15 protein-coding genes are annotated in these 21,601 nt (G+C 40.0%); 10 read left to right on the forward strand and 5 right to left on the reverse strand.

Translation table 11 applies throughout. From position 1 onward, the window contains the following. The first annotated feature begins 350 nt into the window (after window positions 1–350). Window positions 351–2,180 carry a serine hydrolase domain-containing protein gene (locus SANK73390_RS18965; protein ID WP_462767931.1) on the forward strand — a complete coding sequence of 610 codons (1,830 nt, stop codon included), beginning with the start codon at window positions 351–353 and terminating at the stop codon, window positions 2,178–2,180. A 45-nt stretch (window positions 2,181–2,225) separates the two neighbouring features. Here the strand turns inward: SANK73390_RS18965 and SANK73390_RS18970 are convergent, their stop codons facing one another. Both SANK73390_RS18970 and SANK73390_RS18975 read right to left on the reverse strand, forming a co-directional pair. Beyond that, window positions 2,226–2,777, reverse strand: a complete 552-nt coding sequence (locus tag SANK73390_RS18970; protein ID WP_462767932.1) for an N-acetyltransferase family protein — start codon at window positions 2,775–2,777, stop codon at window positions 2,226–2,228. Window positions 2,778–3,110: 333 nt separating this feature from the next. Continuing rightward, window positions 3,111–4,268 (reverse strand): helix-turn-helix domain-containing protein, encoded by a 1,158-nt coding sequence (locus SANK73390_RS18975; protein ID WP_462767933.1) that lies wholly within the window; start codon window positions 4,266–4,268, stop codon window positions 3,111–3,113. A 364-nt stretch (window positions 4,269–4,632) separates the two neighbouring features. On the opposite strand from SANK73390_RS18975, the gene SANK73390_RS18980 reads away from it, so the two are divergent. The 9 genes from SANK73390_RS18980 (at window position 4,633) to SANK73390_RS19020 (ending at window position 17,474) form a co-directional block, all read left to right on the forward strand. Continuing rightward, window positions 4,633–4,836 (forward strand): hypothetical protein, encoded by a 204-nt coding sequence (locus SANK73390_RS18980; protein WP_462767934.1) that lies wholly within the window; start codon window positions 4,633–4,635, stop codon window positions 4,834–4,836. 130 nt (window positions 4,837–4,966) lie between these two features. After that, window positions 4,967–5,617: a hypothetical protein gene (locus tag SANK73390_RS18985; protein ID WP_462767935.1), complete on the forward strand. Its 651-nt coding sequence runs from the start codon at window positions 4,967–4,969 to the stop codon at window positions 5,615–5,617. A 678-nt stretch (window positions 5,618–6,295) separates the two neighbouring features. Then, on the forward strand, window positions 6,296–8,749 hold the full coding sequence (locus SANK73390_RS18990) for a penicillin acylase family protein (protein WP_462767936.1): 2,454 nt from the start codon (window positions 6,296–6,298) through the stop codon (window positions 8,747–8,749). A 212-nt stretch (window positions 8,750–8,961) separates the two neighbouring features. Then, window positions 8,962–11,388, forward strand: coding sequence for a PAS domain-containing hybrid sensor histidine kinase/response regulator (locus SANK73390_RS18995; protein ID WP_462767937.1), 2,427 nt, complete (start codon window positions 8,962–8,964; stop codon window positions 11,386–11,388). A 504-nt stretch (window positions 11,389–11,892) separates the two neighbouring features. After that, complete coding sequence (locus SANK73390_RS19000) at window positions 11,893–12,546, forward strand: ABC transporter ATP-binding protein (RefSeq protein WP_261595271.1); 654 nt, start codon at window positions 11,893–11,895, stop codon at window positions 12,544–12,546. Further along, window positions 12,530–14,947 carry an FtsX-like permease family protein gene (locus SANK73390_RS19005; RefSeq protein ID WP_462767938.1) on the forward strand — a complete coding sequence of 806 codons (2,418 nt, stop codon included), beginning with the start codon at window positions 12,530–12,532 and terminating at the stop codon, window positions 14,945–14,947. Before SANK73390_RS19000 ends, SANK73390_RS19005 begins: the two co-directional genes overlap by 17 nt. A gap of 1 nt (window position 14,948) precedes the next feature. Beyond that, a complete protein-coding gene (locus tag SANK73390_RS19010) occupies window positions 14,949–15,992 on the forward strand; it encodes a lipocalin-like domain-containing protein (protein ID WP_462767939.1) in 1,044 nt (347 codons plus the stop codon). Window positions 15,993–16,048: 56 nt separating this feature from the next. Continuing rightward, complete coding sequence (locus SANK73390_RS19015) at window positions 16,049–16,453, forward strand: ACT domain-containing protein (RefSeq protein ID WP_462767940.1); 405 nt, start codon at window positions 16,049–16,051, stop codon at window positions 16,451–16,453. A 187-nt stretch (window positions 16,454–16,640) separates the two neighbouring features. Then, entirely contained in the window at window positions 16,641–17,474 is an 834-nt protein-coding gene (locus tag SANK73390_RS19020; protein ID WP_462767941.1) for a DUF6279 family lipoprotein, read from the forward strand. A gap of 98 nt (window positions 17,475–17,572) precedes the next feature. On the opposite strand, the gene SANK73390_RS19025 is transcribed toward SANK73390_RS19020, so the two are convergent. From SANK73390_RS19025 to SANK73390_RS19035, 3 genes are read right to left on the reverse strand one after another with little or no spacing between them, the layout of a single operon-like run. After that, window positions 17,573–18,877, reverse strand: coding sequence for a putative inorganic carbon transporter subunit DabA (locus SANK73390_RS19025; protein WP_462767942.1), 1,305 nt, complete (start codon window positions 18,875–18,877; stop codon window positions 17,573–17,575). Further along, window positions 18,837–19,979, reverse strand: a complete 1,143-nt coding sequence (locus SANK73390_RS19030) for a putative inorganic carbon transporter subunit DabA (RefSeq protein ID WP_462767943.1) — start codon at window positions 19,977–19,979, stop codon at window positions 18,837–18,839. Before SANK73390_RS19030 ends, SANK73390_RS19025 begins: the two co-directional genes overlap by 41 nt. Window positions 19,980–19,989: 10 nt before the next feature. After that, the gene (locus tag SANK73390_RS19035) at window positions 19,990–21,525 is read right to left on the reverse strand and encodes an NADH-quinone oxidoreductase subunit L (RefSeq protein ID WP_462767944.1); all 1,536 of its coding nucleotides are present in this window, start codon (window positions 21,523–21,525) and stop codon (window positions 19,990–19,992) included. Window positions 21,526–21,601: the final 76 nt, after the last annotated feature.

The raw sequence follows: 21,601 nt of genomic DNA on the forward strand, positions 1-21,601 counted from the left end.
TTAAAGGCATTCATTACGCGAAATGAGCAATGCAGCATAATAGTTTATGTCAGTTGCGATGTGTATTTCACATTCGCTTCACAGCGACCTTATTAATCTTTGGCAATAAAATATAATGAACTTACGCACGAGCCTCAGTAGGTAGCGTAATGTACAAAGTTAACAACTTGATTTTTATGCTAATTTTATTGAAAACTTGATCATTCTAGCGAGCTAAATGACTCATTAACTGCGTTTAAAAAGGCTCATGTAGAATAACGACATACCGATTTTTTTGCCTGTTTATAAGCTATTTATTTGTCGCAATGTCTCGTCATTTATTTAATGCAATTGGTACTATAAGGAAGAAAATGCCAAATATTGTGATGTACCCAGTGCTACTATTTATTTTATTCACTTCTTATGTGAATACTTCTTTTGCTGCAGCGAATAGTACATTTGAAAATAAAATAGCGGGTGCGTTAACAAAAGAAAACTTAGTGGGGATCAGCTGGTCTACCATTGTTGATAATCATATAGAGGTGGGCGCTGCAGGTTATGCCAATGTTGCAGATTCTCAACCAATGCAAGTTACAACGCAGATGCATGTTGGCTCGGTTACAAAGTCTGTATTAGCCGTGGGTGTATTACGCTTGATCACACAAGGAAAGTTGTCATTAAACACCAATGTAGAATCTTTACTTCCTGAGCTAAATTTTATTAACCCGTGGTGTGATACTTCTCCTATCAGGGTCAAGCACTTACTTGAACACACCGCAGGCTTGGACAATATCAGAATGTGGCAATTTTTAAGTACGAAGCCATCACCCAATATGCCTTTAAAGGGAGCTTTCCCAGCTGATGATCCAACTTTGTTGCGTGTAAGAACTGAGCCTGGTACACAATACGTTTATTCAAATATGGGTTATAACTTACTTGGGATGGTGATAGAGCGTGTAACATCGGTACGGTATGAATATTACTTAGATACGGAGCTATTAAAGCCTATAAAAATGGATGACAGCACTTTTGAATTTGTGAGCCAACAGGGTATGAATGCAAGCTCATTATTGGCAATGGGTTATCACGAAAATAATGTGCAACAGCTTGCGGTTCCAATGTATGCAAGAGCGGCTGGGCAATTCACAACAACAGCACAGGACATGATAAAATTTATCGCGTTTTTATTAAGTGATGGCACGTTGGACGGTGAGGTGTTTATTGCCTCGCACCTTATGGCAATGCTATCACTACCTAACAAAACAGATGCCCATAATGCAGGGCTAAATATAGGACATGGTTTGGCGCTGGCAGTTCGAGATAGGCATGGTGTTGTTGGCATGTGTCATCCAGGTACTACATTTGGTTTTCGCGCTTATATTTGTATATTTCCTGAAGAGAATAAAGGCTTTTTTTACACAATTAACACCGACAGTGAAACCGCAGACTATGAAAAATTTAATAAGTTGTTTATCGAGAAATTGGCTGTGGCGTCTGCACCTGCCGTTTTACCTAGCGGTGCAAAGCAAGAGTTAGAGAGTTTAACAGGAATTTACTTTCTGGCACCAAATAATAGAGCCGAATTTGAATTTGTTGACATGATTTTTAACTTTATTTGGGTTGCGTCTGAAAATGACCACTTAACGCTAAAATCGTTGCAAAGCAAAGATAAAATACTGCTTCCATTAGGTGATAATCTATTTAGAGATATTACTCGAACACAGCCATCCCACGTTGCATACGTTAATGATGATGGAGAGCTCATGCTAAGTAATGGCCTTAAAACATACCAAAAAGGTTCGTTAATAACGGTGGTGTTTTACTGGCTTAGCTTAGCGCTTGGAATACTTGGTTTAACATATCTTGTATTGACTGGGTTATTTAGAACATACATATGGGATAAAGAAAAGCTGTATGGTACTGGTTTGATTTTATTAAATATTATGCTATTTATATTGCCGGGATATTTATTTACAGAACAATCATTTTTAGAGTTTGGAGACATTACACCAGCAAGTATCTCTTTAGCTATTTTGTCAGGGTTATTACCTATCTCTGTGTTGGTATCACTTTACTTTTGTTATCAAAAGAGGCCGTTGCGTAAGGCGCAAAAATTTGATTCGGCATCACTCGTACTGCTATTACAGTTGTGCATTGTGCTGTTGTACTGGAATCAACTGCCGATTATATTTTGGCAGTAATGAACTTTGACTTGCTATCAACCACTGTCTTGCAATCGCAGATAGTCAATATATAGCATTGTTTATTAAATCTGCTGGCGAATTCCAGCGATAAATATACTCTTTAGTTTTGTTGTTACATGGTGTGAGCCAAAAACCTGACCCTATGTTCTGTGCGCCTTTTGACTCATAAAATGCAATCGCTTTGGGGTTGCATGCAAGTACCTCAAGATATAAGCCTTGGGTTTGATAGTGTGCTAGTGCCCACTTTGAGGCAGCAGATAGTAAACTTGAGCCTACGCCTAGCCCTTTAGCTTCAGGCTTTACATGGAGGTTATCAATCAGTGTGCCAAACTTAGGGTGGTTGTTGCCATACAAACAAATAAAGCCGCAAAATTCATTATTGATTTGTGCAATTAAAACAAGCTGATTGATTTTTGGGTGGTTTAATCTAGTTAGCCAAATTTGTTTACGTTCGTTAAAAACAGTATCGCGTAAGTACTCTTTGGATATCGCAGTTCGATAGTTTTCTTGCCAACTCTTAGCATGCAGTGTGGCAATCAAAAGAGAGTCATCTGGGTTGGCTGCTCTAATTTTTATAGTGTGTGAGCTATCCATATGATTTACTACCTCGTTAAGGTTTTGTTAGCAGACAACACCAGCACATAAGGAAAAATCAGTGCCATCTGTTGCTTGCTCGTACTCATTAGCTATTACGTAATGTCACATTTTTTAAATCTAATATTCAAAGGCTTAAAAAGATATTCTCTCAACATTGTGACATAATTTAATACCAGTTTTTATTAAAACATTGATCATTTTAGCGAGCTAAATGACTCATGTAGAATAACGAGATACCGAATATTTTGCTTAGTTACTAAGCTATTTTTTATCGCATTATCGCGGAAAATCAATAGCTTAGACTTGATAAATTGTCGTAATAAGCACGAATTAACCTATTGTTTGCTCATTTGATAATGAGTTAGCTTGGCTTCTATACGCGGTAGGAGTGGCACCCGCTATTTTCTTAAATGCAGTGTTAAAAGTAGATTTAGAGTTAAAGCCTACGTCATAGGCAATTACTGATACCGCTTTATTTGTACTAGTAAGTAAAGACATTGCCTGTTTTATTCTATAGCTATTCACAAACTGAAAGAAGTTGGTATGTAAGCATTGAGAAAACGTTTCTGAAATATGGTTTTCACTTACAGAAATGACATCTGAAAGTCGCTTTAAAGAGAGCTCTTCTTCTAAGAAAAGCGCCTCTTCACTCATTGCATTTTTTAACTTGCTGGCAATGAGGGCCATAGTTGCTTCATCTAAGGTTGCAGTTCGTGGCTGCTTGCTTTGGGGTTGTCCTTTATCTGAATCGCTAAGTAAGGGTTGTTTCAAGGCGAAGTGGCAAAAGATCACCAATACCAAGGCTTCAAAGAGATGCAAAATAGCCCCTGAGCCAAACCAAGTCCAACCAATAAAGCTAATGCCATAATCAAGCGAAAAGAACAGCCATACAAAACCCCACAGCACCAAGACTATTTTAAACCAGTTCATAGAGCGCTTTTCTATATCTGAAAATCGCTCCATTAATTGTAAGCAGTGCTGATTTTGCAACTTAAATGTGGCAGCTAAATAAAGACCAGTGAACACAATAAACGTACACATGCTAAACACACAGGTAAACACCGCAATTTTAAATAGCTCGGGATCTCGAGTGGCAGGGTTGGCCATAGCCAGTTTTTCATCTGAAGTGATGCCAAAAATGAAAGGCAACATGCCAATAATGACAATTACAGGACCAAGCAGCGCTAATATGTGGGCTTTTTTTGGCAGTGCTTTCTCAGGTGACATGGTTGCAAAAGCATAAAAGTACAAGGCTGGCCCCAGCAGCATTCTAATTGGAAATTGCAAACCAGCTAATGCAGGTGCATATTGATAAGCTCCTGAATAAATAAACAGCTCTCCAATAATATGTACCAGTAATAAAGCTAATAATCCTATGAGGTAGAGGGACTGTTTGTGCTTATCTCTACTTGCAACATCAACTAAAGCAAATATAGTCATGCCCATCATGCTGGAATAAATCACTGTGGGTACAATATCAATACTCAAGAATATGGCCTCAACTTAAATTTTTTATTAGTAATACATTCATGATGTTATACTACTTTACAGTCTCAAGCCACATAAAGTTAATGGGTACTATATCCTTTGACTTGCACGGCTGTATTTTAAACCTTTAAAGCCCTTAGTACAAATGATACTTACAATTTGAGATTAGAGATGACGAAGATCATTATCTCAGATTATATACTGTTAAAAGAATATGCTTTTAACCGGGTTGAATCTTACTTTACTCACGAATATCAGCTTGATATGTTTTTATTTTTTAATAAAATCAAAGATTTGATTTTTTCTTGTTGGGTTTTATTTCGTTTGTTCTTACTATGTATTGTAGTTAGGTGGAGTTCACTTTTTGACGATTTATTCAGCGTTATTGGCTAACACAGATAGAATAACGGTGCGACGAAACTTTTGCAGGGAAGCCTTGCCTAAACCATCACTCACAGCTGTAAAAAACAGCAAAGATAAGCACGACCTAATACCAAGTTTAGAGAAGGATTTTGAAGCAGCCAATACTTTGCCATTTACATTACCTGCAATCCAACGTCCAAAATGAGCAGTATAATTTTATTGGACAAATAAAAATGAAATTAAAACGTTCAAATAGGCCCATTAAGACGATTAAAGCGCTTTGTTAAGGCAACTTACATATCATTATTTTAAAGGTAAACCTTACGGAGCAAACAATGAGCAAAGCGATGATTTATAACAATAGGCCTACTACGCAATGGGATGCAAAGCTTTTTCTTATCGCAGGGGGTTTTATGCTGGTTAACACCGCCTGTTTATGGATACGAGCTTATTCTGACTACCAGTTGTCAATTTTATGGGCCGCAGTGCCTGCAATAACCGCTTTATCGGCCAGTATCTTTGCACTACTTAAGCTATATAAGCGTGTTGCTCCTCAAGCGCCAAAATTAGCATTAAGTGGTGCAGGATTTGCTTTAATAGCGGGTGCAGCTTTAATTTTAGCTGCTGTGTGGATTTTCATCACATCAGTATTTGGCAGTGGTATATCCGATTCGCCTCAATTCGGGTTGAGTTTATTGACCGGTGTATTTATGGTTGCGATGGTGATTGCATTTTTATGTAATGGCATCGCATGTTTGTTAGTTAAAAACATGAGCCGATTAGGGTATTTGTTATTTACGCCCGTTGCATCATGGATAGTGATGCTATTAGTTGGGTTGTTAAAGGGCTTTGAAGTGGGGCTGTCACTTGATTTTTATACTAATGCAATTATTGGGGTCGCTTTTTTAGCCATTGCCACCCTTCTTAAAGCCCCGTTACGCTCAGAATATAAGGGTAAAAAAGAATCTCAAGTTCAAAATACCTAGTTTTAAGCGCTTAGTTAAGTTATTTAGCCCTCTAATTTTCGTTGCTTTTATGCTGTAATAGCTGGCTATTACAGCATAAAAGCGGCTTGATATTGAACAAAGTATCATTCATTGAATGATACTTTGTTCGAGTTATTAAGCATTTACTATTTTAAAACCCTTATCCAAACCTAAGATTATTTAGTTGGCAATACTTGTTATAAGTCATTTGCTGTAAAAAACTGATTCACTTAGCACTCCACAGCGGCGCTTAAGTGGTTATGTTTTTCTCACAGGAGTCTGCAGTCATAGGTATATGTGAAGTTTATTAATGACTGTCAATTTTTTATATTCATAAAGTAGAACACAGTATTGTTTACTGAAAGTAACATTAAATTATTACTCATTACTCATTACTCATTACTCATTACTCATTACTCATTACTCATTACTCATTAGTTTCTGTGGTTTTCCAAAATTTAATTTAAATAAATGTTAATTTTAGGTTTTTTAATCTATTTAATCATGGCTACATTGAATTTACTTAGCTTGGTGTGCCACTACTTTAGTTTAATGTTAATGCAAATAAACTCCCCGTAATATGAAATTATTAATTTAATAAAGCATATGTAATCTAAATTAGTATGAATATTGATTTGCATATTTTCTACATACATTAACGTTAAGGAGAAACATTGAATGAAACGACAAACTAAAATAGGTATTGCTATGTTAATGGGGTTTTTTCCATTAACCGCTGCCGCGAATAAGAGTGTCGCACCTAAAGTGCCGCTAATTGAATCGACCGTATTAAAAGCGGAGCAGTTAAGCGCCCCTGCAAAAATACAAATCGACAAGTTTGGTATTGCGCATATTACAGCTCGCAGCGACAGTGACGTGTATTTTGCGCAAGGCTTTAATATAGCAAGAGAAAGGCTTTGGCAAATAGATTTATGGCGTAGGAAAGGGTTGGGCCTTTTATCACAGGCATTTGGCCCAGCCTTTATAGAGCAGGATAAAGCCAGTCGATTATTTCTTTTTCGGGGCAACATCAAACATGAGCGTTGGCAATATGGTTTTGGCGCTGCGACAGCCCTTGAAAGCTTTGTAGCAGGAATAAACTACTATATTGATCAGATAGATGCGGGCACCGTGGCGTTGCCTGTAGAATTTAGCCTTTTAGAGTATCAGCCAACGAGGTGGCATGCGGATGATATTCTAAAAATTCGTAGCCATGGCTTAAGTCGAAATGTTAATAGTGAAGTGACACGCGCAAAAATGGTCCGTGACTTTAGTCTTGAGCTGGATGCTTTACGGGTAAAGCTTGAACCTGAGCATAACACTGCAGTACCTGATGGAGTTAGCTATGACTCATTGCCTGATGATGTGCTTAAGTTATACACGTTGGCAACATCAGGGGTAAGGTTTTCTTCACAGCAAATTCAAGCAGCCTCAACATCACTGCCTGCAGGGCAAGCTGTAAAAGCCTTGTTACAACAAGTGGAAGATGAGGCATTGACCGCAAGCGCACAAAGACAGCTTGGCAGCAACAATTGGGCAATATCACCGTCAAATACAAGCACCGGTCGTGCAATTTTAGCCTCTGATCCACATCGGGTAAATTCAGTGCCATCTGGTCGTTATGCCGTGCACTTAAAATCTGACACGATGAATGTGATAGGTGCTGGTGAACCGTACATACCCGGCGTTTCACTCGGTCATAATGGCCATATTGCGTTTGGCTTTACGGTTTTTTCTGCCGACCAAGAAGATTTATATTTTTATGATCTTAACCCGAATGATAAAAATGCATATCAATATCGCCACTATTGGCAAAACATAGAGGCCATTACAGAATCAATTCCAGTAAAAGGACAGCAAGACGAACTTGTTACGTTGGAGTTTACACAGCATGGACCGGTGATTTATCGCGATGATGCTAATAATGTACTCTATGCTATTAAAGCTGCGTGGCTAGAGCCGGGTATGGTGCCTTATTTAGCGAGTTTAGAGTATCAAAAAGCCCGCAATTGGTGGCAGTATCGCCGTGCACTTGGTGCGTTTAAAAACCCATCAGAGAACCATGTTTTTGCTGATATACAAGGTAATATTGCATTAAAGACTGCGGGTTACGTACCGTATCGTTCAAATTGGGATGGGTTATTGCCTGTGCCGGGTAATGGCAAATATGAGTGGACATGGCGCATTCCAATTGAATTTTTACCTTTTGAGTATAACCCCCAAAAAGGGTGGGTTGCCTCTGCCAATGAAATGAATTTTTCATCAAGCTTACCATTTCATATTGGATACGAATGGGCGGGAGATTACCGCTTTCGTCGCATCGAAGAAGTGCTTGATAATAGCAATGAGCACGGTATTGATGATAGCTTAGCACTGCAAGCAGATACGTACTCGATTCCCGCTACAGAACTAATTGCAGCAATTCCACTTGCTAGTATTTCAAATTCTATTGCACAACAGTTATTAATCGACTTGCAACTATGGGATAAGGATCTTGCTACATCTTCAACCCAAGCGCACTTTTTTAGTACTTGGTGGCATCGCTATTTGCGACCAAGTATGCTCAGCATGTTAGTGCCAACCGAAGCATTTGCTTATTTAGCGGATTTGTCTAGTTTTGGTGACCAAGCCGAGCTACTTGATATGGTAAAAAATGCATTTAATTCAGAAGCGGTGTTGAGCAAAGCGCAAATGACAAACTTAGTGACACAAACTTTATTGGCATGTGCAGCAGATTCCGAAAATTTAACGTCTCAATGGGGGCAAAGTCATGCGGCAAGGTTGGTTCACCCTATTACGCCATTACTACCAGCGCCATTGCAAAGCTACTTCAACCCATGGCAAAACCTCAGCCGAGGAGGCTCCATGGATACCGTTAACGCAAATTGGCATGCCTATAACTTAACAGGCAACTTTTCAACTGTTGCGGGCACAACTTGGCGAATGGTAATTGATGTGGGTGAGTGGGACAACTCAAAAGTGATGAATGCTCCAGGACAATCGGGCAATCCTAGTAGCCCATTTTACCAAAACCTTGCTAATGAATGGGCTGCAGACGGTAGTATTCCACTGTATTACTCAAGTTCGCTAATTGATGAGAATACCGTACAGGAAATACAGTTGCGTCCATAAATAAACATTTCTATTTAGGTCAGCTTACATAGCTGACCTTTTTCGCTTTTTATTTTTGTCATTTGTGGGGGTCCATATCATACCTCAATACACATATAGCCAAAAATAAGGTAATGCTATAAAAGGGTTGCTAATTTATATTGACCAAGATAGTGCTCTTGACAATACTAAAGTGAAATTTTTAATCATATACGTCAGTCTCAAGGTTGCATATGTCAGGTAGACACCAAAAGAGCTTGGAACAAGAAAATAAAGAACTAAGAACGCAGCTGGCTAGAATGTCTTTTGAAAGAGATAAATATAAAGAGCTTTTTGATACTTCAGGTGATGCATTATCGATTATTGACCTAAGTTCAGGTAAATTTGTTGAGTGCAATCAATCTGCAGTAAAAATGCACGGTGTTTTAGATAAAAACAACTTTTTGGACCTTTCACCTTCTGATATTTCACCGCAATATCAACCTTGTGGTAATCCTTCAGCAGTATTAGCTCAAGAGTATATCGAAAAAGCTTTTACTGAAGGACCCCAGCTATTTCAATGGCGTCATTCTCGGCTTGATGGTTCTATTTTTCCGTGTTTAGTTTCTTTAAGTGCATTTCAAATACAAGGTGAGAACCTAATACTTGCGATAGGCAGAGATATATCTGAATTAATGGCAGCTAGAGCGTTATTAGATGAAGCTCAGTCAAGCATCGAACGCTACAAAAAAGCGTATCAACAAGAGAAAGAAAAATTTGAACTCTTTGTTAATTTAGCACCAATTGGTATTGCTATTAATGCTATGAAAGATGGCGCTTTTCATTATGTGAATAAAGAGTTTGGTAGCATGACGGGGTATTCTGTTGATGAATTAAATAGCATGGATTACTGGGCGTTAACACCTCGAAAGTATGAAGAACAAGAGCGTGAGCAACTTTGTGATATGCAAGAAAAAGGGCGCTATGGTCCATATCATAAAGAGTATATTCATAAAAAAGGAAACCACTTTCCGGTGTTATTGTCTGGCATAATGATAACCGATAGTAACGGTGACGATTTTATCTGGTCAGTAGTTCAAGATACATCGCAACAAAAAGAGGCGGAAGCAAAAATACACAAAGCTAGGGAGCAGGCTGACTCTTTTGCTTTTAGAATGCAGCTGGCAAACGATTCTGCTGGTATTGGTGTGTGGGAATGGGATCTCATATCAAATGAGCTCATTTGGGATGACTGGATGTTTAAGTTGTATGGTGTGCCGAAAAGCCAATTCTCAGGGGCGTACGAATATTGGGAGCAGGCTGTACACCCTGATGACATAACCTATGCAAAGGCGTCACTGCAAAAAGCACTTACTGAAAATACAATTTACGATCCAGAGTTTAGAGTTATTCATCCAAATAAAAACGTAAGAACATTAAAAGCCAGTGCTGAAGTGATTAAAGACAATACAGGCAAACCGATAAAAGTAATTGGCGTTAATTATGATGTAACGGATAAAATTAATGCGATTGAGAAACTAGAAGCGGCTAAAAAAGAGGCTGAGAATTCAGCTAAAGCAAAGGGTGAATTTTTAGCAAATATGAGCCATGAGATCCGCACCCCAATGAATGCAATTTTAGGCGGCTTACAGTTACTACAAAATACCGAATTAAAACCTGATTTACGCAAAGTACTCGATAATGCAGCTTTTTCAGCTAAGAGCCTACTGACAATTATCAACGATATTTTGGATTACTCGAAGATTGAGTCAAATAAGATTGAACTAGAGTATGCGCCCCTTTTACTGTTGGATGTTATAGAGTCCGTTAAGTACGACCTCGATTCGTTGATAAGTAATAAAGGCATAGATTTTATCGTCTCAGTTGATGAAAATTATCTGGATGGTTGGGTTGGCGATCTGGTTAGGATAAAACAGATACTGTTAAATTTGACCTCTAATGCGGTTAAATTTACTCATCAAGGTACTGTTAAGATTAAGCTCAGTTGCATTGCATATAAAAATGAGCAAGCGGTTCAAATAAGCATTAAAGACTCAGGTATTGGCATGAGTTCAGAGGTTCAAGCACGCATATTTGATAGATTTTCACAAGCAGATACTTCAACGACAAGGCAGTATGGTGGTACGGGCTTGGGGATGTCTATCACGCTGAGTTTAGTGAAAATGATGCAAGGTTCGTTAAAATTAGCCAGTGAACTTGGTCGTGGCACCATGATTGACGTTATATTGCCACTTGCTAGAGCATCAAATAAACCAGAGATGACGTTCAAAAAGTCACTTAACCCGCCTGATTTAAAAGGAAAGCATGTGCTTGTTGCAGAAGATAACAAAATAAATCAGATACTTATATCGACCATGTTGAAAGGTACTAAAGCTGAACTTGTGCTTGTTGACAATGGCTCTTTAGCTGTTGAGGCTTTTAAAGAGCAAAAATTTGACTTAGTTCTAATGGATATCAATATGCCTATAATGGACGGCGTTCAGGCACAACACGAAATTAGCCTGATCAATCGCGCAACTCCTGTTATCGCCTTGACTGCAAACGTTATGGTTGAAGATGTTAATCGCTATTTAGAACAAGGCTTTAATGCTCACATACCTAAACCTATAGACTTAAATATTTTGTATGGCGTTTTGTCCAATTATATAAAATTAGAGTGATTTGGAAAATCTTGTATGTTGCCCAAGTGTGATAAAAATAGGCAAGGCCAGTAAGGTCATTGGCGTTTATTGATAAAGACTTTAAACGTATAGGTAAGAAATAGTTAGCTGAGCTATATGCTTTGTTAATGTGCCGATAAGTTGTTATTAAGAGGGCCGTTCTTTACACATTATTGGCTTTGAGGTTACGTTGATACTCATCGGTCAAAATAAGTCGAATACAATATCATCTAAATAAAGCACTTCCAGCGATACCTGCTCCCACAATTAATACACGCGTGTGCAATGGCCCTATATATTTGATGAAATACGAGTTTGTATAATATGGGCTAGACAATAGGGGTTTTTTAGTTGCTGACCAGTGATTTGTATTGAGACAAACAGTGTACCGTTTTGATAGGCACATAAGAGCTTTAATAAGCGATGTACATTGTGCTTTTTAGAGGCAGGTGTTTATTTATTATGCACGATGTTAGACTTTGCTCATAACTTAAAGGAGATATCGTGATAGAAGTATCAAATTTGTTTTTTAGCCGCGCTGATGGGGGTGAAAGGCATACTATTTTGAATGGACTCACTCTTGATGTACCTCAGGCACAGCATTTGGCTTTATTGGGTGACAGTGGTTGTGGTAAGACCACTTTATTGCATATTCTTGCTGGTTTACTCAAGCCCGACAGCGGCTCGGTTAAAGTAAATGGCTTAGAGTTGTCTCAGTTAAATGAGCAGCAATTGGCATTGTATCGCCGTAAAATTGGCCTTATATTTCAGCATTATCAACTACTTGACTGTCTAACGGTAAAGCAAAATATTTTATTTCAGCATAACTTGAACTTTACTGATCAAGTGCCAGCACAATTTGATGAATTACTTCAAAAGTTGGGTTTATATAATAAATTAAGCGCGTTGCCCCATCAGTTATCTGGGGGAGAGCAGCAGCGTGTAGGGATCGCCCGAGCCATTTTGAATAAACCAAGCATTATTCTTGCTGATGAGCCTACCGGGAACCTAGATCAGCAACGCTCTCATCAAGTGGTTAAATTGCTGATGGAGTTATGCCAAGCACGGCAAATAAGTTTAGTAATGGTAACGCATAGTCACCAACTCACTGACTACTTTGATAATGTGAAAGTGCTAAGAGATGGTCAGTTTGAATAACGAGATAAAATTAGTTATTGCGACACATATCGCATTTTATCGCCGCCACCCTTGGCTGCTGGCATTGTTTGTGTTGGGTTTTAGCTTGGGCAGCGCATTGCTCACAGCAATTACAGGGTTAAACCAAGAAGCAAAAACGCGTTATGAGCACTCTTCTGCTTTAGTAAACAGCCCGGTGTCTCATATTGTAAAGCCGCTTATTGGTCAATCTTATATCAATGGTCAAATATGGCTATCGTTACGCAGACATGGTTTTGTTAATGCTTGGCCTGTGCTACGAGGAAATTTAACCACTGAAAACGGACAAAATATAGCGATACAGGGGGTGGATACGTTGCAGTGGATAACTATGTCCAACAATATGCCCAATCAATTGCAGCAACAAGCAGGTAAAGGGCAACCTGATGCCGAGTTTTCTTTATCAACATTGTTAGTAGACTCGCAGTTTAAACCTCGCCTTTATAGTGATTCGAGAAAGTGGGTTGAGTTTAATTTTGAGCATAAACAGGGCCAACCTGATATTCGTTTTCAAGAGGGCATAGGGCTTTGGGCGATTACTGATATTGCTTATGCGGATCAACTACTAAATGCTCAAGGAAAGCTGAGTTTCATTGAGCTGTCAGATTTATCGCAAGAACAAGCCGCTGTTGCTAAAAAGCTGCTTGATGGCAAAGCTCAGTTAGTACGTGCTGATCAGCAAAATTTTGATGTGTTATCTCAAGCTTTCTTTTTTAATTTAAGTGCATTAGCCATGTTAGGTTATGTGGTGGCGGCATTTTTAAGCTTTAATGCAATTAAGTTGACACTCAGTGCAAGAGAAAAACTGCTAACACAAATGCATTTATTGGGGTGTACCAAACTCGGTATATCAGTCAGTCTAGCAATTGAATTAGTCGCTTTGAGTTTGCTAACTGCTTTGCTGGGTACATTGGGTGGTTTTGTGATTGCTAATGCGCTGGTTATTGATGTTAATCGCACTTTAGTTGGATTATATCAGCTTGATAAGGCATTGGTTGTTAGTTGGCAGTGGTTTAATGTATTACTGGGGTTTGCTCTTAATTTAATGGCATTGGTTGTGATGTTGGTGGCGCAAACTAGGCGCTTTGCACAACAAAGTAACGCTTTTTTTTACCTGATATTAGTGGTTATAACTGCGTTGCTTATTTGGCTAAGCCTGTTTGCACATACTGAGTTTCAAGCGCTGGCATTATGTTTGTGTTTAATGCTGTTGTTTGTATTGTTAGTACCAAAATGTTTAAGGGCTTTGCTTTGGATACCTCTTTCGCTAACTAACCCACTTTATCAATGGTTACATGCTGATACTCGCACACATCTTAAAGATTTACATATCGCTATTGTGGCAATTTTAGTGGCCTTGGGTAGTGCCATTGGTATGCAAGTGATGGTAAAAAGCTTTAGCGAAACGCTTAATGCACACTTAGAAAAACAACTCAGCGCCGATATTTACTTGCCTCTAAAAGCACAAAATAATGCCCTTGTTAGTGAGTTAAAAGCACATTCACAGGTTGCACTATTGAGTAGTTACTTGCAAAGCGAGGGGCGAGTGGGCACTCAACCAACCAAGTTGGCCAGTTATGGTAAAAACGCACAGTTTTATCAACATATTTCGATGACAACGGGTGAGCGGGTAAGCATAGAGCACTTCAAACACAATGGTTGTTTAGCTAATGAGCAAAGTGCAATTAAATATGGTGTTGAACTAGGTAAAACACTGACATTTATACAAAATGAACAACATTTTACTTGCCGTGTTAGCGGTTTTTTTTACGATTATGGTAACCCAAGCATGTCGTTGTTAACGCTTGAAACGCGAATGCGAGAAAGTGGCCTACATAGCGTTTTTTATGGTTATGCAATAAAGCTTGCTAGTACCACTTCTGTTGCCCAGTTTAGTGAATATCTTGTCAATGAGCTGCATATTGAAAGCACACAAATTACACCTAATCAGCGCTTTAAAAGCATTGCCAAATCATTATTTGACGACACGTTTGTCGTGACTAAAGCGCTCAATGGCTTTATTTTAGCCATTGCACTGGCAAGTTTATGCACCAGCCTACTTAGTCTCAGTGCACAGCAATTAAAGCAGCTCGTGGTGCTTAGAAATTTAGGGGTAACACGCCAACAAATGCTGGTTATGAAGCTACTACAAACGGCGGGTATTGTTTTATTTACGGCCTGTTTTGCGATTCCATTAGGTTTACTATTAGGCATGGCGTTACTGGAGTTTGTGATGCCGATAGCATTCGGTTGGACGATTTATTTTAGCTTAGATGTGGGCGCACTACTTTTAACCTGCCTAACGCTGGTGTTGGTCGCTGTGGCATGCGCGTACTTGCCTGTCGCTAGATTAACGCAACTGTGTGCAAAGGAGCGCTCATAATATGGTTTCGAAGTTGTGGCTAATATTGCCATGTGTATTACTGTGGGCATGCCAACCAAATCAACCTAACCAGCATGCTTGGCATTCAGCGCAGGGAGCTGTGGTTAAAAAAGGCCTGCCTTTGGTGTTTCCTAAAGATCATGGCCCGCATGTGGAACAAGGTATTGAGTGGTGGTATGTAACCGCTAATTTGCAAAGCGAAAGTGGTGAGAGCTTTGGTGTGCAATGGACGTTATTTCGCGCGCTATTACCAAGTAAAATAAATTCCCCTTGGTGGGATAATAATCTGTATTTTGCTCATTTTGCCGTTCAACACAAACAACAGCATAAAGCCTATGAACGCTTTGCCCGTGCACAGCAAGCGCAAATAAGCAGCGTGCCATTTAGTGCCAAAATTGATGATTGGCATTTAAGCAGTGTAGGTGATGACTTTTTACCCCTTCGACTACAAGCTGTGTATGAGGGGGAGGGCGTTGATTTATCATTAAGTAACAGCCCAATTACCTTGCATGGAGAGCAAGGCTATAGTCAAAAAACGCAAAGTGGCCATGCGTCGTATTATTTTAGCTACCCGTTTTTAGACGTTAATGGCAGTGTAACCTTTGCCGGAAAGACGTATAAAGTGACTGGCAACGCTTGGTATGACAGAGAGTGGTCAGCCAGTTTAATTGATAAGCAGCAGCTTGGTTGGGACTGGTTTAGCTTGGTCAGTGACACACCAAATAAGCAGGGCTTAATGTTGTTTTGTATTCGCGGCAAAGCGCAAAATTATGAGTATTGTAGTGGCACACACATAGCAAAAGATGGTCAGACTAGCGCTATCCCTAAAGCGCATATTTCCTTGTCAGTACTTGAACATATTAAGCTTGATGGCAGCCAATATCCGAGTAAATGGCAAGTTACTCTAAAAGGTCACAAGCCAATCGTTATTGAAACGGTAACAAAAGATGCGCGAAACAAGCTGATATTTCCATATTGGGAAGGACGTGTGACAGCAACGGGTGGCTTTGAAGGAAAAGGGTACGCTGAGCTGACTGGCTATTGAGGATTCACGCGTAATTATTACGTAGTTAAAAAATTAATGAACAAATAGAGGTCGTAATGTCAGGAGAAACTAACTTAGCCATATTACTTAGCACCATGGAGCCTGAGCTTTTGGATGAGGAGTATGTGTTTATTAGTGTTGCCGGTGGTCAATATGGCGATGCCGCACAATTAAGCCCAAAGGCGATGTTTTTGGAGCAAGAAGGCATGACGCTGGTAGTTACCAAATCTATGGCTGATCAATTTAATTACTCCTATGAGTCGGTATTTAAATGTATTACGTTAAGCGTCCATTCAAGCCTAGATGCCGTAGGGCTAACCGCTGCTTTTGCAAATAAATTGGCAAGCTATGATATCAGTGCAAATGTTATAGCTGGGTTTTATCATGACCATATTTTTGTACAAACTGAAAAAGCATCACAGGCTTTGGCTGCATTAAAGTCATTTAAGTGTGTGCAATAAGGCATTTGTAACAAAAAGTACTCACTATATTTTGCAATAATCGCTACAAACAGTGAGTTTGCAAGCATATTTGAGTGTGATAAACACCAAATGTATTGCATTGACATATTTGTAGACATTTTTTTAATCCGTTTTTGCAAAGCACAGGTATAGACTAATAGCCATTAAGTGCTTTAGAGGATTAAAAATGAAAAAAATAATAATATTGCTCGCGTTACTCTCAATTGCAGGGTGCTCAACAAAGTTTGCCTATCGCAATGCAGACTGGCTGACTTATTGGTATGTAGATGATTATATTTCGTTGACAGATGAGCAAGAGGAGCACTTTGATGAGCATTTGCAGCAATGGTTAAGCTGGCATAAAAGTGAAGAACTAGATAAGTATGTGGCTCAACTAAATGAAATAAAAGCGGATGTCGAAACGGGTAATATCTCGGCACAGCGTATTGAAAACCTGCAAAATAAAATGCGCTCTCACTGGGTTCGACTAAGAGATAAATTAACACCTGACTTGGTGGCCATGGCACCCATGCTTACTCAAGAGCAAGCACTTGAGTTGTTTGCACAGTTGGCTGAATCAGAATTAGACAGCAAAGAAAAACGAGACAAGCGCTCAGCTAAAAAGCGCAAGAAGCGTTGGTTGAAAAATCGAGAAAATAACTTAGAGCGCTGGTTAGGTAATTTAAGTGACGAGCAAGAAAATATGATTGTCACATTGTATGATAAGCAAATGACAACTGCTGAATTGTGGTATCAATATAGGATTGACTATCAAGCGCAACTCAAGGCCTTGTTTATGCAGCCAAATAGAGATAAAGAATTTGAAGCAAGGTTATTAAATTTATTGAGTGAGCCAGAACAATTGAGATCTGCTGAGCTAAAACAGCGCATTGCCCATAATAGGCAACATGACTACCAATTTTTAGCTGATATTTTCAGTAGTATGTCTGATAAGCAACGCCGTCATTTAGTTGAAGAGCTAGAAGACCTTATTGATGACTTAACATCGCTAAAAAAATAATCGATACACGAGGGTGTTTAACTTCGTTTTTTTCATTTGATTGAGAGCAAGCAGCGCAATAAATACCTGATATTTATTGCGCTGCTGATAGTGTTATTTTAACGCACTTTCCACTTACCATTAGACCATTGTTGCAGGCCTGTATTTGACCATTGCCATAAGTAAATCCAACCGTTATCAATAAGCTGTTTCACATCTGGGTGTTTGTTAATAATGTGCTCAAGGGCGGTTTTAGATGCGCGTACGACCACGGTGAGTCGCATCGGTTCGTGCATCCATTTATGACCATTGTGTACTGATTGCAAAGGCAAACCTACTCTTAGGTCACCACCTTGTCCTTCAAATACACCGATATGCCCACCTACCGCGTTATGCAGCACTTTGTTACCACTGCCTAGTTTATCTGGTGCGGTGACCGAGGCATTATATTGCATATTTATCCAGTTGGTGACCAGCATCGGCGCGGTAAGTAGTAACTCTAGGGTGCTGCCGTCTGTATCAAGAGATTCGTCATATGAGTGCAAAAATGTGCGGCCATTAAAATCTGTGGCACGCGTTAACTCACGCGGGCCGATAATAAATGCACTGTTATTTGCAAGCCCCCATTCTGGGCGCGTTTCTGACCAATCAAGTTGGCGGCGGTTTAGTGTGTGCGGTAACGATTGTATATCTTGCTCATTAGCTTGTGATTGACTTATCGCACGCTCTTTTTGAGTGGCGATGGTAGCTTGGTTAAGCCACTGGCTTATTTGTTCTCTTTCTTGCGATAACAAGGTTACCTCATCCGTGGTGGTATTGTGTATCGCGGGAGTGAAACGGGTAGTGTTTGGTAGGGCAACATGCCTGTTAGCCAACTCGTTACGCACATTTTCATCATTTAGCAGCGCGCACAGCACGCGTACATTTACTTCACCACTTTGGCCACCACATGCGCCGCAATCTAAACTTGCGGCATGTAAGTTGTTTTCGTTGTGACTGGCATGACCTACCAAAAGCACCACAGGGGCGTAGGTTTTAAAGCCGAGCAAGTGCAGTACTTTTTGTGCTAAATCTGCTTTTTGTGCCGTGCTTAACTCAAGTCCCTCTTGCTCTATTAGCCAGTCATCAGTTTGACCTACCGCGCACAGTACCTTGTTAGATTTTTTTGGATAAACAGTGCGTTTAATAATATTGACCAATGCCAGCCACCCAGCACTTTCAACGATTGGTAGAGAGCTTGCTGGGTGTTTAAATACCTGATCCCAGCTACCAGCTTGGTGGCCAGATGAAATTAGCGAATGTGGTGTATTTATCGGGGATACTGATAGCACTGGTGCGAGCAATCCCGGAAGTTGCGGTCGCTTTAAAGGGTTATCTTTTAGTTTAAGCTCTATAGGTAGGCCAAAAAAAGCCCGCAAACCCATGTGTTTCAATATGTGCGTCTTGTCGCTCTAAATGGCGACGTAAAACTTCTGAACGCACATCAATACAAAACACAGCCTGTAGTTGCGTACTTTGTTGGGGGTTTTGAGGCGCTGGAGTTTGCAGCTTTTTAGCCAGCGCTGTTTGATACTCTATTTCTTTGGCACGCCACCAAACAAATTGATAACTTTGATGTTGAGCAATAGCCGATAAACGTGGCTCAAAATGCTCAAGCGCAAATTGCCAATGCTGGTTAGTTTGAACAAATTCAGCGCTGTCTTGCTGTTGCAGGTGTTCAAATAAAACCAGCTCCCAGCCTAATTTAATTGCAATCAGGTCTAAATGCCATGCGGCTGGTTTACCATACAGGTTGGCTTGCCAATTTAGATAGGCAACCCAGCTGGCCCAACCATTTAGCTGCAACAATAAATTTTGCGCGTAATAAGGCCATGCTTTATTGGATAGTTCAAAAGCCCGTTCACATTGGCTGATAAGTGCTTGGGCAGACTCAGGCAAGGCTGCGTATTTTTTATGCAGGGCCTTAATGTCAAGTAGCATAGACAAGCCTTGATCTTGCGCTACAAAGTTTTGATATTGCGAATATAAATGTCCAGAGAGTTGCTGTGATGGTTGGCTGTCATGGTGCTGAAAATACCATGCACAAAATTGGCTAATATGTGAGTTTAACTCTTGTGAAATGCTCAACTGAGTATTGCTACTTTGCTGCTCCACATAAGATGTAAAAGAAATATCGTGGCGCTCAAGTGTCGCGGTGTTGGTTGATTCAATAACAAACTGACTAACACTTAAATGATTAAGCGTTGGATGAGCTTGTAGTGCTTGCTCTATCGCCTGTGTTGAAATGTGACCTTTATGATATTGCGCTACATAATGCTTGCAGGGCCAAAGTAAGTCTATATTGCTGGTGGCTTTGAGTTGAGTTGCTACTTGCTCAATGGGCATATCACGCATTTGCCAGTAAGGGTTAACGGCTATCATTTGATCAAGCGGCCAACTCGGTGCAACTTGTAGACTGACGTTTTGCAGTGTTTCAAGCAACGCAGGCGTTTTTGATAAGTGTGCTGTATTTAACGCAGTATTCATCGTCAAGTCCTTATTTGGCATTATGTGAGTGTGTTATATTCGCAGGTGTTAAGTTGATAGGCCACACGCGTTGGGTAAAGCGGGTAAACCACTCATCAAGGTACAAGCCTGCAAAAAAGGCATTTTGCAAACCAGAGGTTGCGCCATTTTTTTGCTTTTTGCTTAAGGCTTGAGTGAGTACAAGCAGTGCAATAACAATAATTATTAAGTACATATCAGCCCAAATACTCACAGTTTTTACTTCGGGTAAACCAAACCAGCTGCTGGCAAATAATTTCCAAGTAACAATGAGTGCAGTCATCAGTACAGAGCCTAGCAGTGCCAAAAGCTGGTTTTTGATTGAGTAAGCTTGGGCATATATATGAAAACTCAGCCCAATACCGAGTAATAGCCACAGTGACCAAGCACTATGTACCAGTAATGAAGCGCCGAATGCTAACATACCACCAGCTATGGCACTTAAAGCCAATCGGGTGTAAGAGAGGTTATTTTGCTGCGCGAGTAATACATGTTGATATTGCTGTACGGTGCTACCGGCAAATAAAAAGGCATGCGCTTTGTAAAGCGAATGGGCAACAAGGTGCAATAGCGCCAGTTCATAAAAGCCCAATGCACATTCAACCAGCATAAAGCCCATTTGGGCGCTGGTTGACCAAGCAAGCTTAACCTTAATACTCACGCGGGTTTGCATGATAAGCGCGCTTAACAACAAACTGATACCCGCTACCCCCAGCAGTAAGCTATTTGCCAACGGGCTTTGCTGCATAACCGGGGAAAATAATATTAATAAATAACCGCCTAAATTAATGACGCCAGCATGTAACAAAGCACTGACTGGAGTGGGTGCATCCACCACTTGAATAAGCCAACCATGAACCGGCAATTGTGCGCATTTAAGTATGGCTGTGAGTGCGATTAAACACGCGGCTAAGGTAAGACTCGTTGATGGTGCGAGGCCGCCTGTTTGTAGCATGTTTAAAATGGTGGTGATATTGGCGCTACCTGTCTGTTCGTAAAGTAGCCAAAATGCCAGTGCTAGGCTGAGCTCACTGATACGAGCAGTAATGAATTTTTTATGAGCAGCGAGTTGGGTTCTCGCTCGGTTAGGGTAAAACACCAGTAACCTGTGCAAAGAGAGGCTGATTAACACCCAGCCAAATAGCAATAGCAGTAAATTATTAGCGAGTACGGTGATTAATACCGCCGATAATGTAAGCAAAAGCCAGCGATAGTAATAACCAAGACGGGGTTCGCCATACATATATTGGCGACTAAAGCGCGTGACGACAAATCCTATCCCCAGTACCAACGTGGTGATCACCCAAGTTAAAGGGGTTAAGCGCCAAAGATCAGGAGTAACACTCGTCGACGAAAGTAGTGAAATAGCAGCCAAGACAGCAAAGGATGTAATACTTATTTTCAAGCACAGCAGCGCTTTTTTAGCAATAAGGGTGTCGTTTTGTACAGTCCAGCCAGACCAAAAGCCAATTATCATTGGTGCAAGTGGCACCAGTAGTAATAATGCAGTTACAAAATACTCAAGCATGCGGTGTCTCCATCAATAGTGACCACATTGTGCCCGAATGTACTTGATAAAATAAAATACATATATTTTAATCAAA

Source organism: Pseudoalteromonas sp. SANK 73390 (genome assembly GCF_054966645.1).

Coding starts and splice junctions, on each gene's coding strand:
- SANK73390_RS18965 (WP_462767931.1), top strand. CDS start 351: ATGCCAAATATTGTGATGTACCCAGTGCTACTATTTATTTTATTCACT.
- SANK73390_RS18970 (WP_462767932.1), bottom strand. CDS start 2,777: ATGGATAGCTCACACACTATAAAAATTAGAGCAGCCAACCCAGATGAC.
- SANK73390_RS18985 (WP_462767935.1), top strand. CDS start 4,967: ATGAGCAAAGCGATGATTTATAACAATAGGCCTACTACGCAATGGGAT.
- SANK73390_RS18990 (WP_462767936.1), top strand. CDS start 6,296: ATGAAACGACAAACTAAAATAGGTATTGCTATGTTAATGGGGTTTTTT.
- SANK73390_RS18995 (WP_462767937.1), top strand. CDS start 8,962: ATGTCAGGTAGACACCAAAAGAGCTTGGAACAAGAAAATAAAGAACTA.
- SANK73390_RS19005 (WP_462767938.1), top strand. CDS start 12,530: ATGGTCAGTTTGAATAACGAGATAAAATTAGTTATTGCGACACATATC.
- SANK73390_RS19010 (WP_462767939.1), top strand. CDS start 14,949: ATGGTTTCGAAGTTGTGGCTAATATTGCCATGTGTATTACTGTGGGCA.
- SANK73390_RS19015 (WP_462767940.1), top strand. CDS start 16,049: ATGTCAGGAGAAACTAACTTAGCCATATTACTTAGCACCATGGAGCCT.
- SANK73390_RS19020 (WP_462767941.1), top strand. CDS start 16,641: ATGAAAAAAATAATAATATTGCTCGCGTTACTCTCAATTGCAGGGTGC.
- SANK73390_RS19025 (WP_462767942.1), bottom strand. CDS start 18,877: ATGGGTTTGCGGGCTTTTTTTGGCCTACCTATAGAGCTTAAACTAAAA.
- SANK73390_RS19030 (WP_462767943.1), bottom strand. CDS start 19,979: ATGAATACTGCGTTAAATACAGCACACTTATCAAAAACGCCTGCGTTG.
- SANK73390_RS19035 (WP_462767944.1), bottom strand. CDS start 21,525: ATGCTTGAGTATTTTGTAACTGCATTATTACTACTGGTGCCACTTGCA.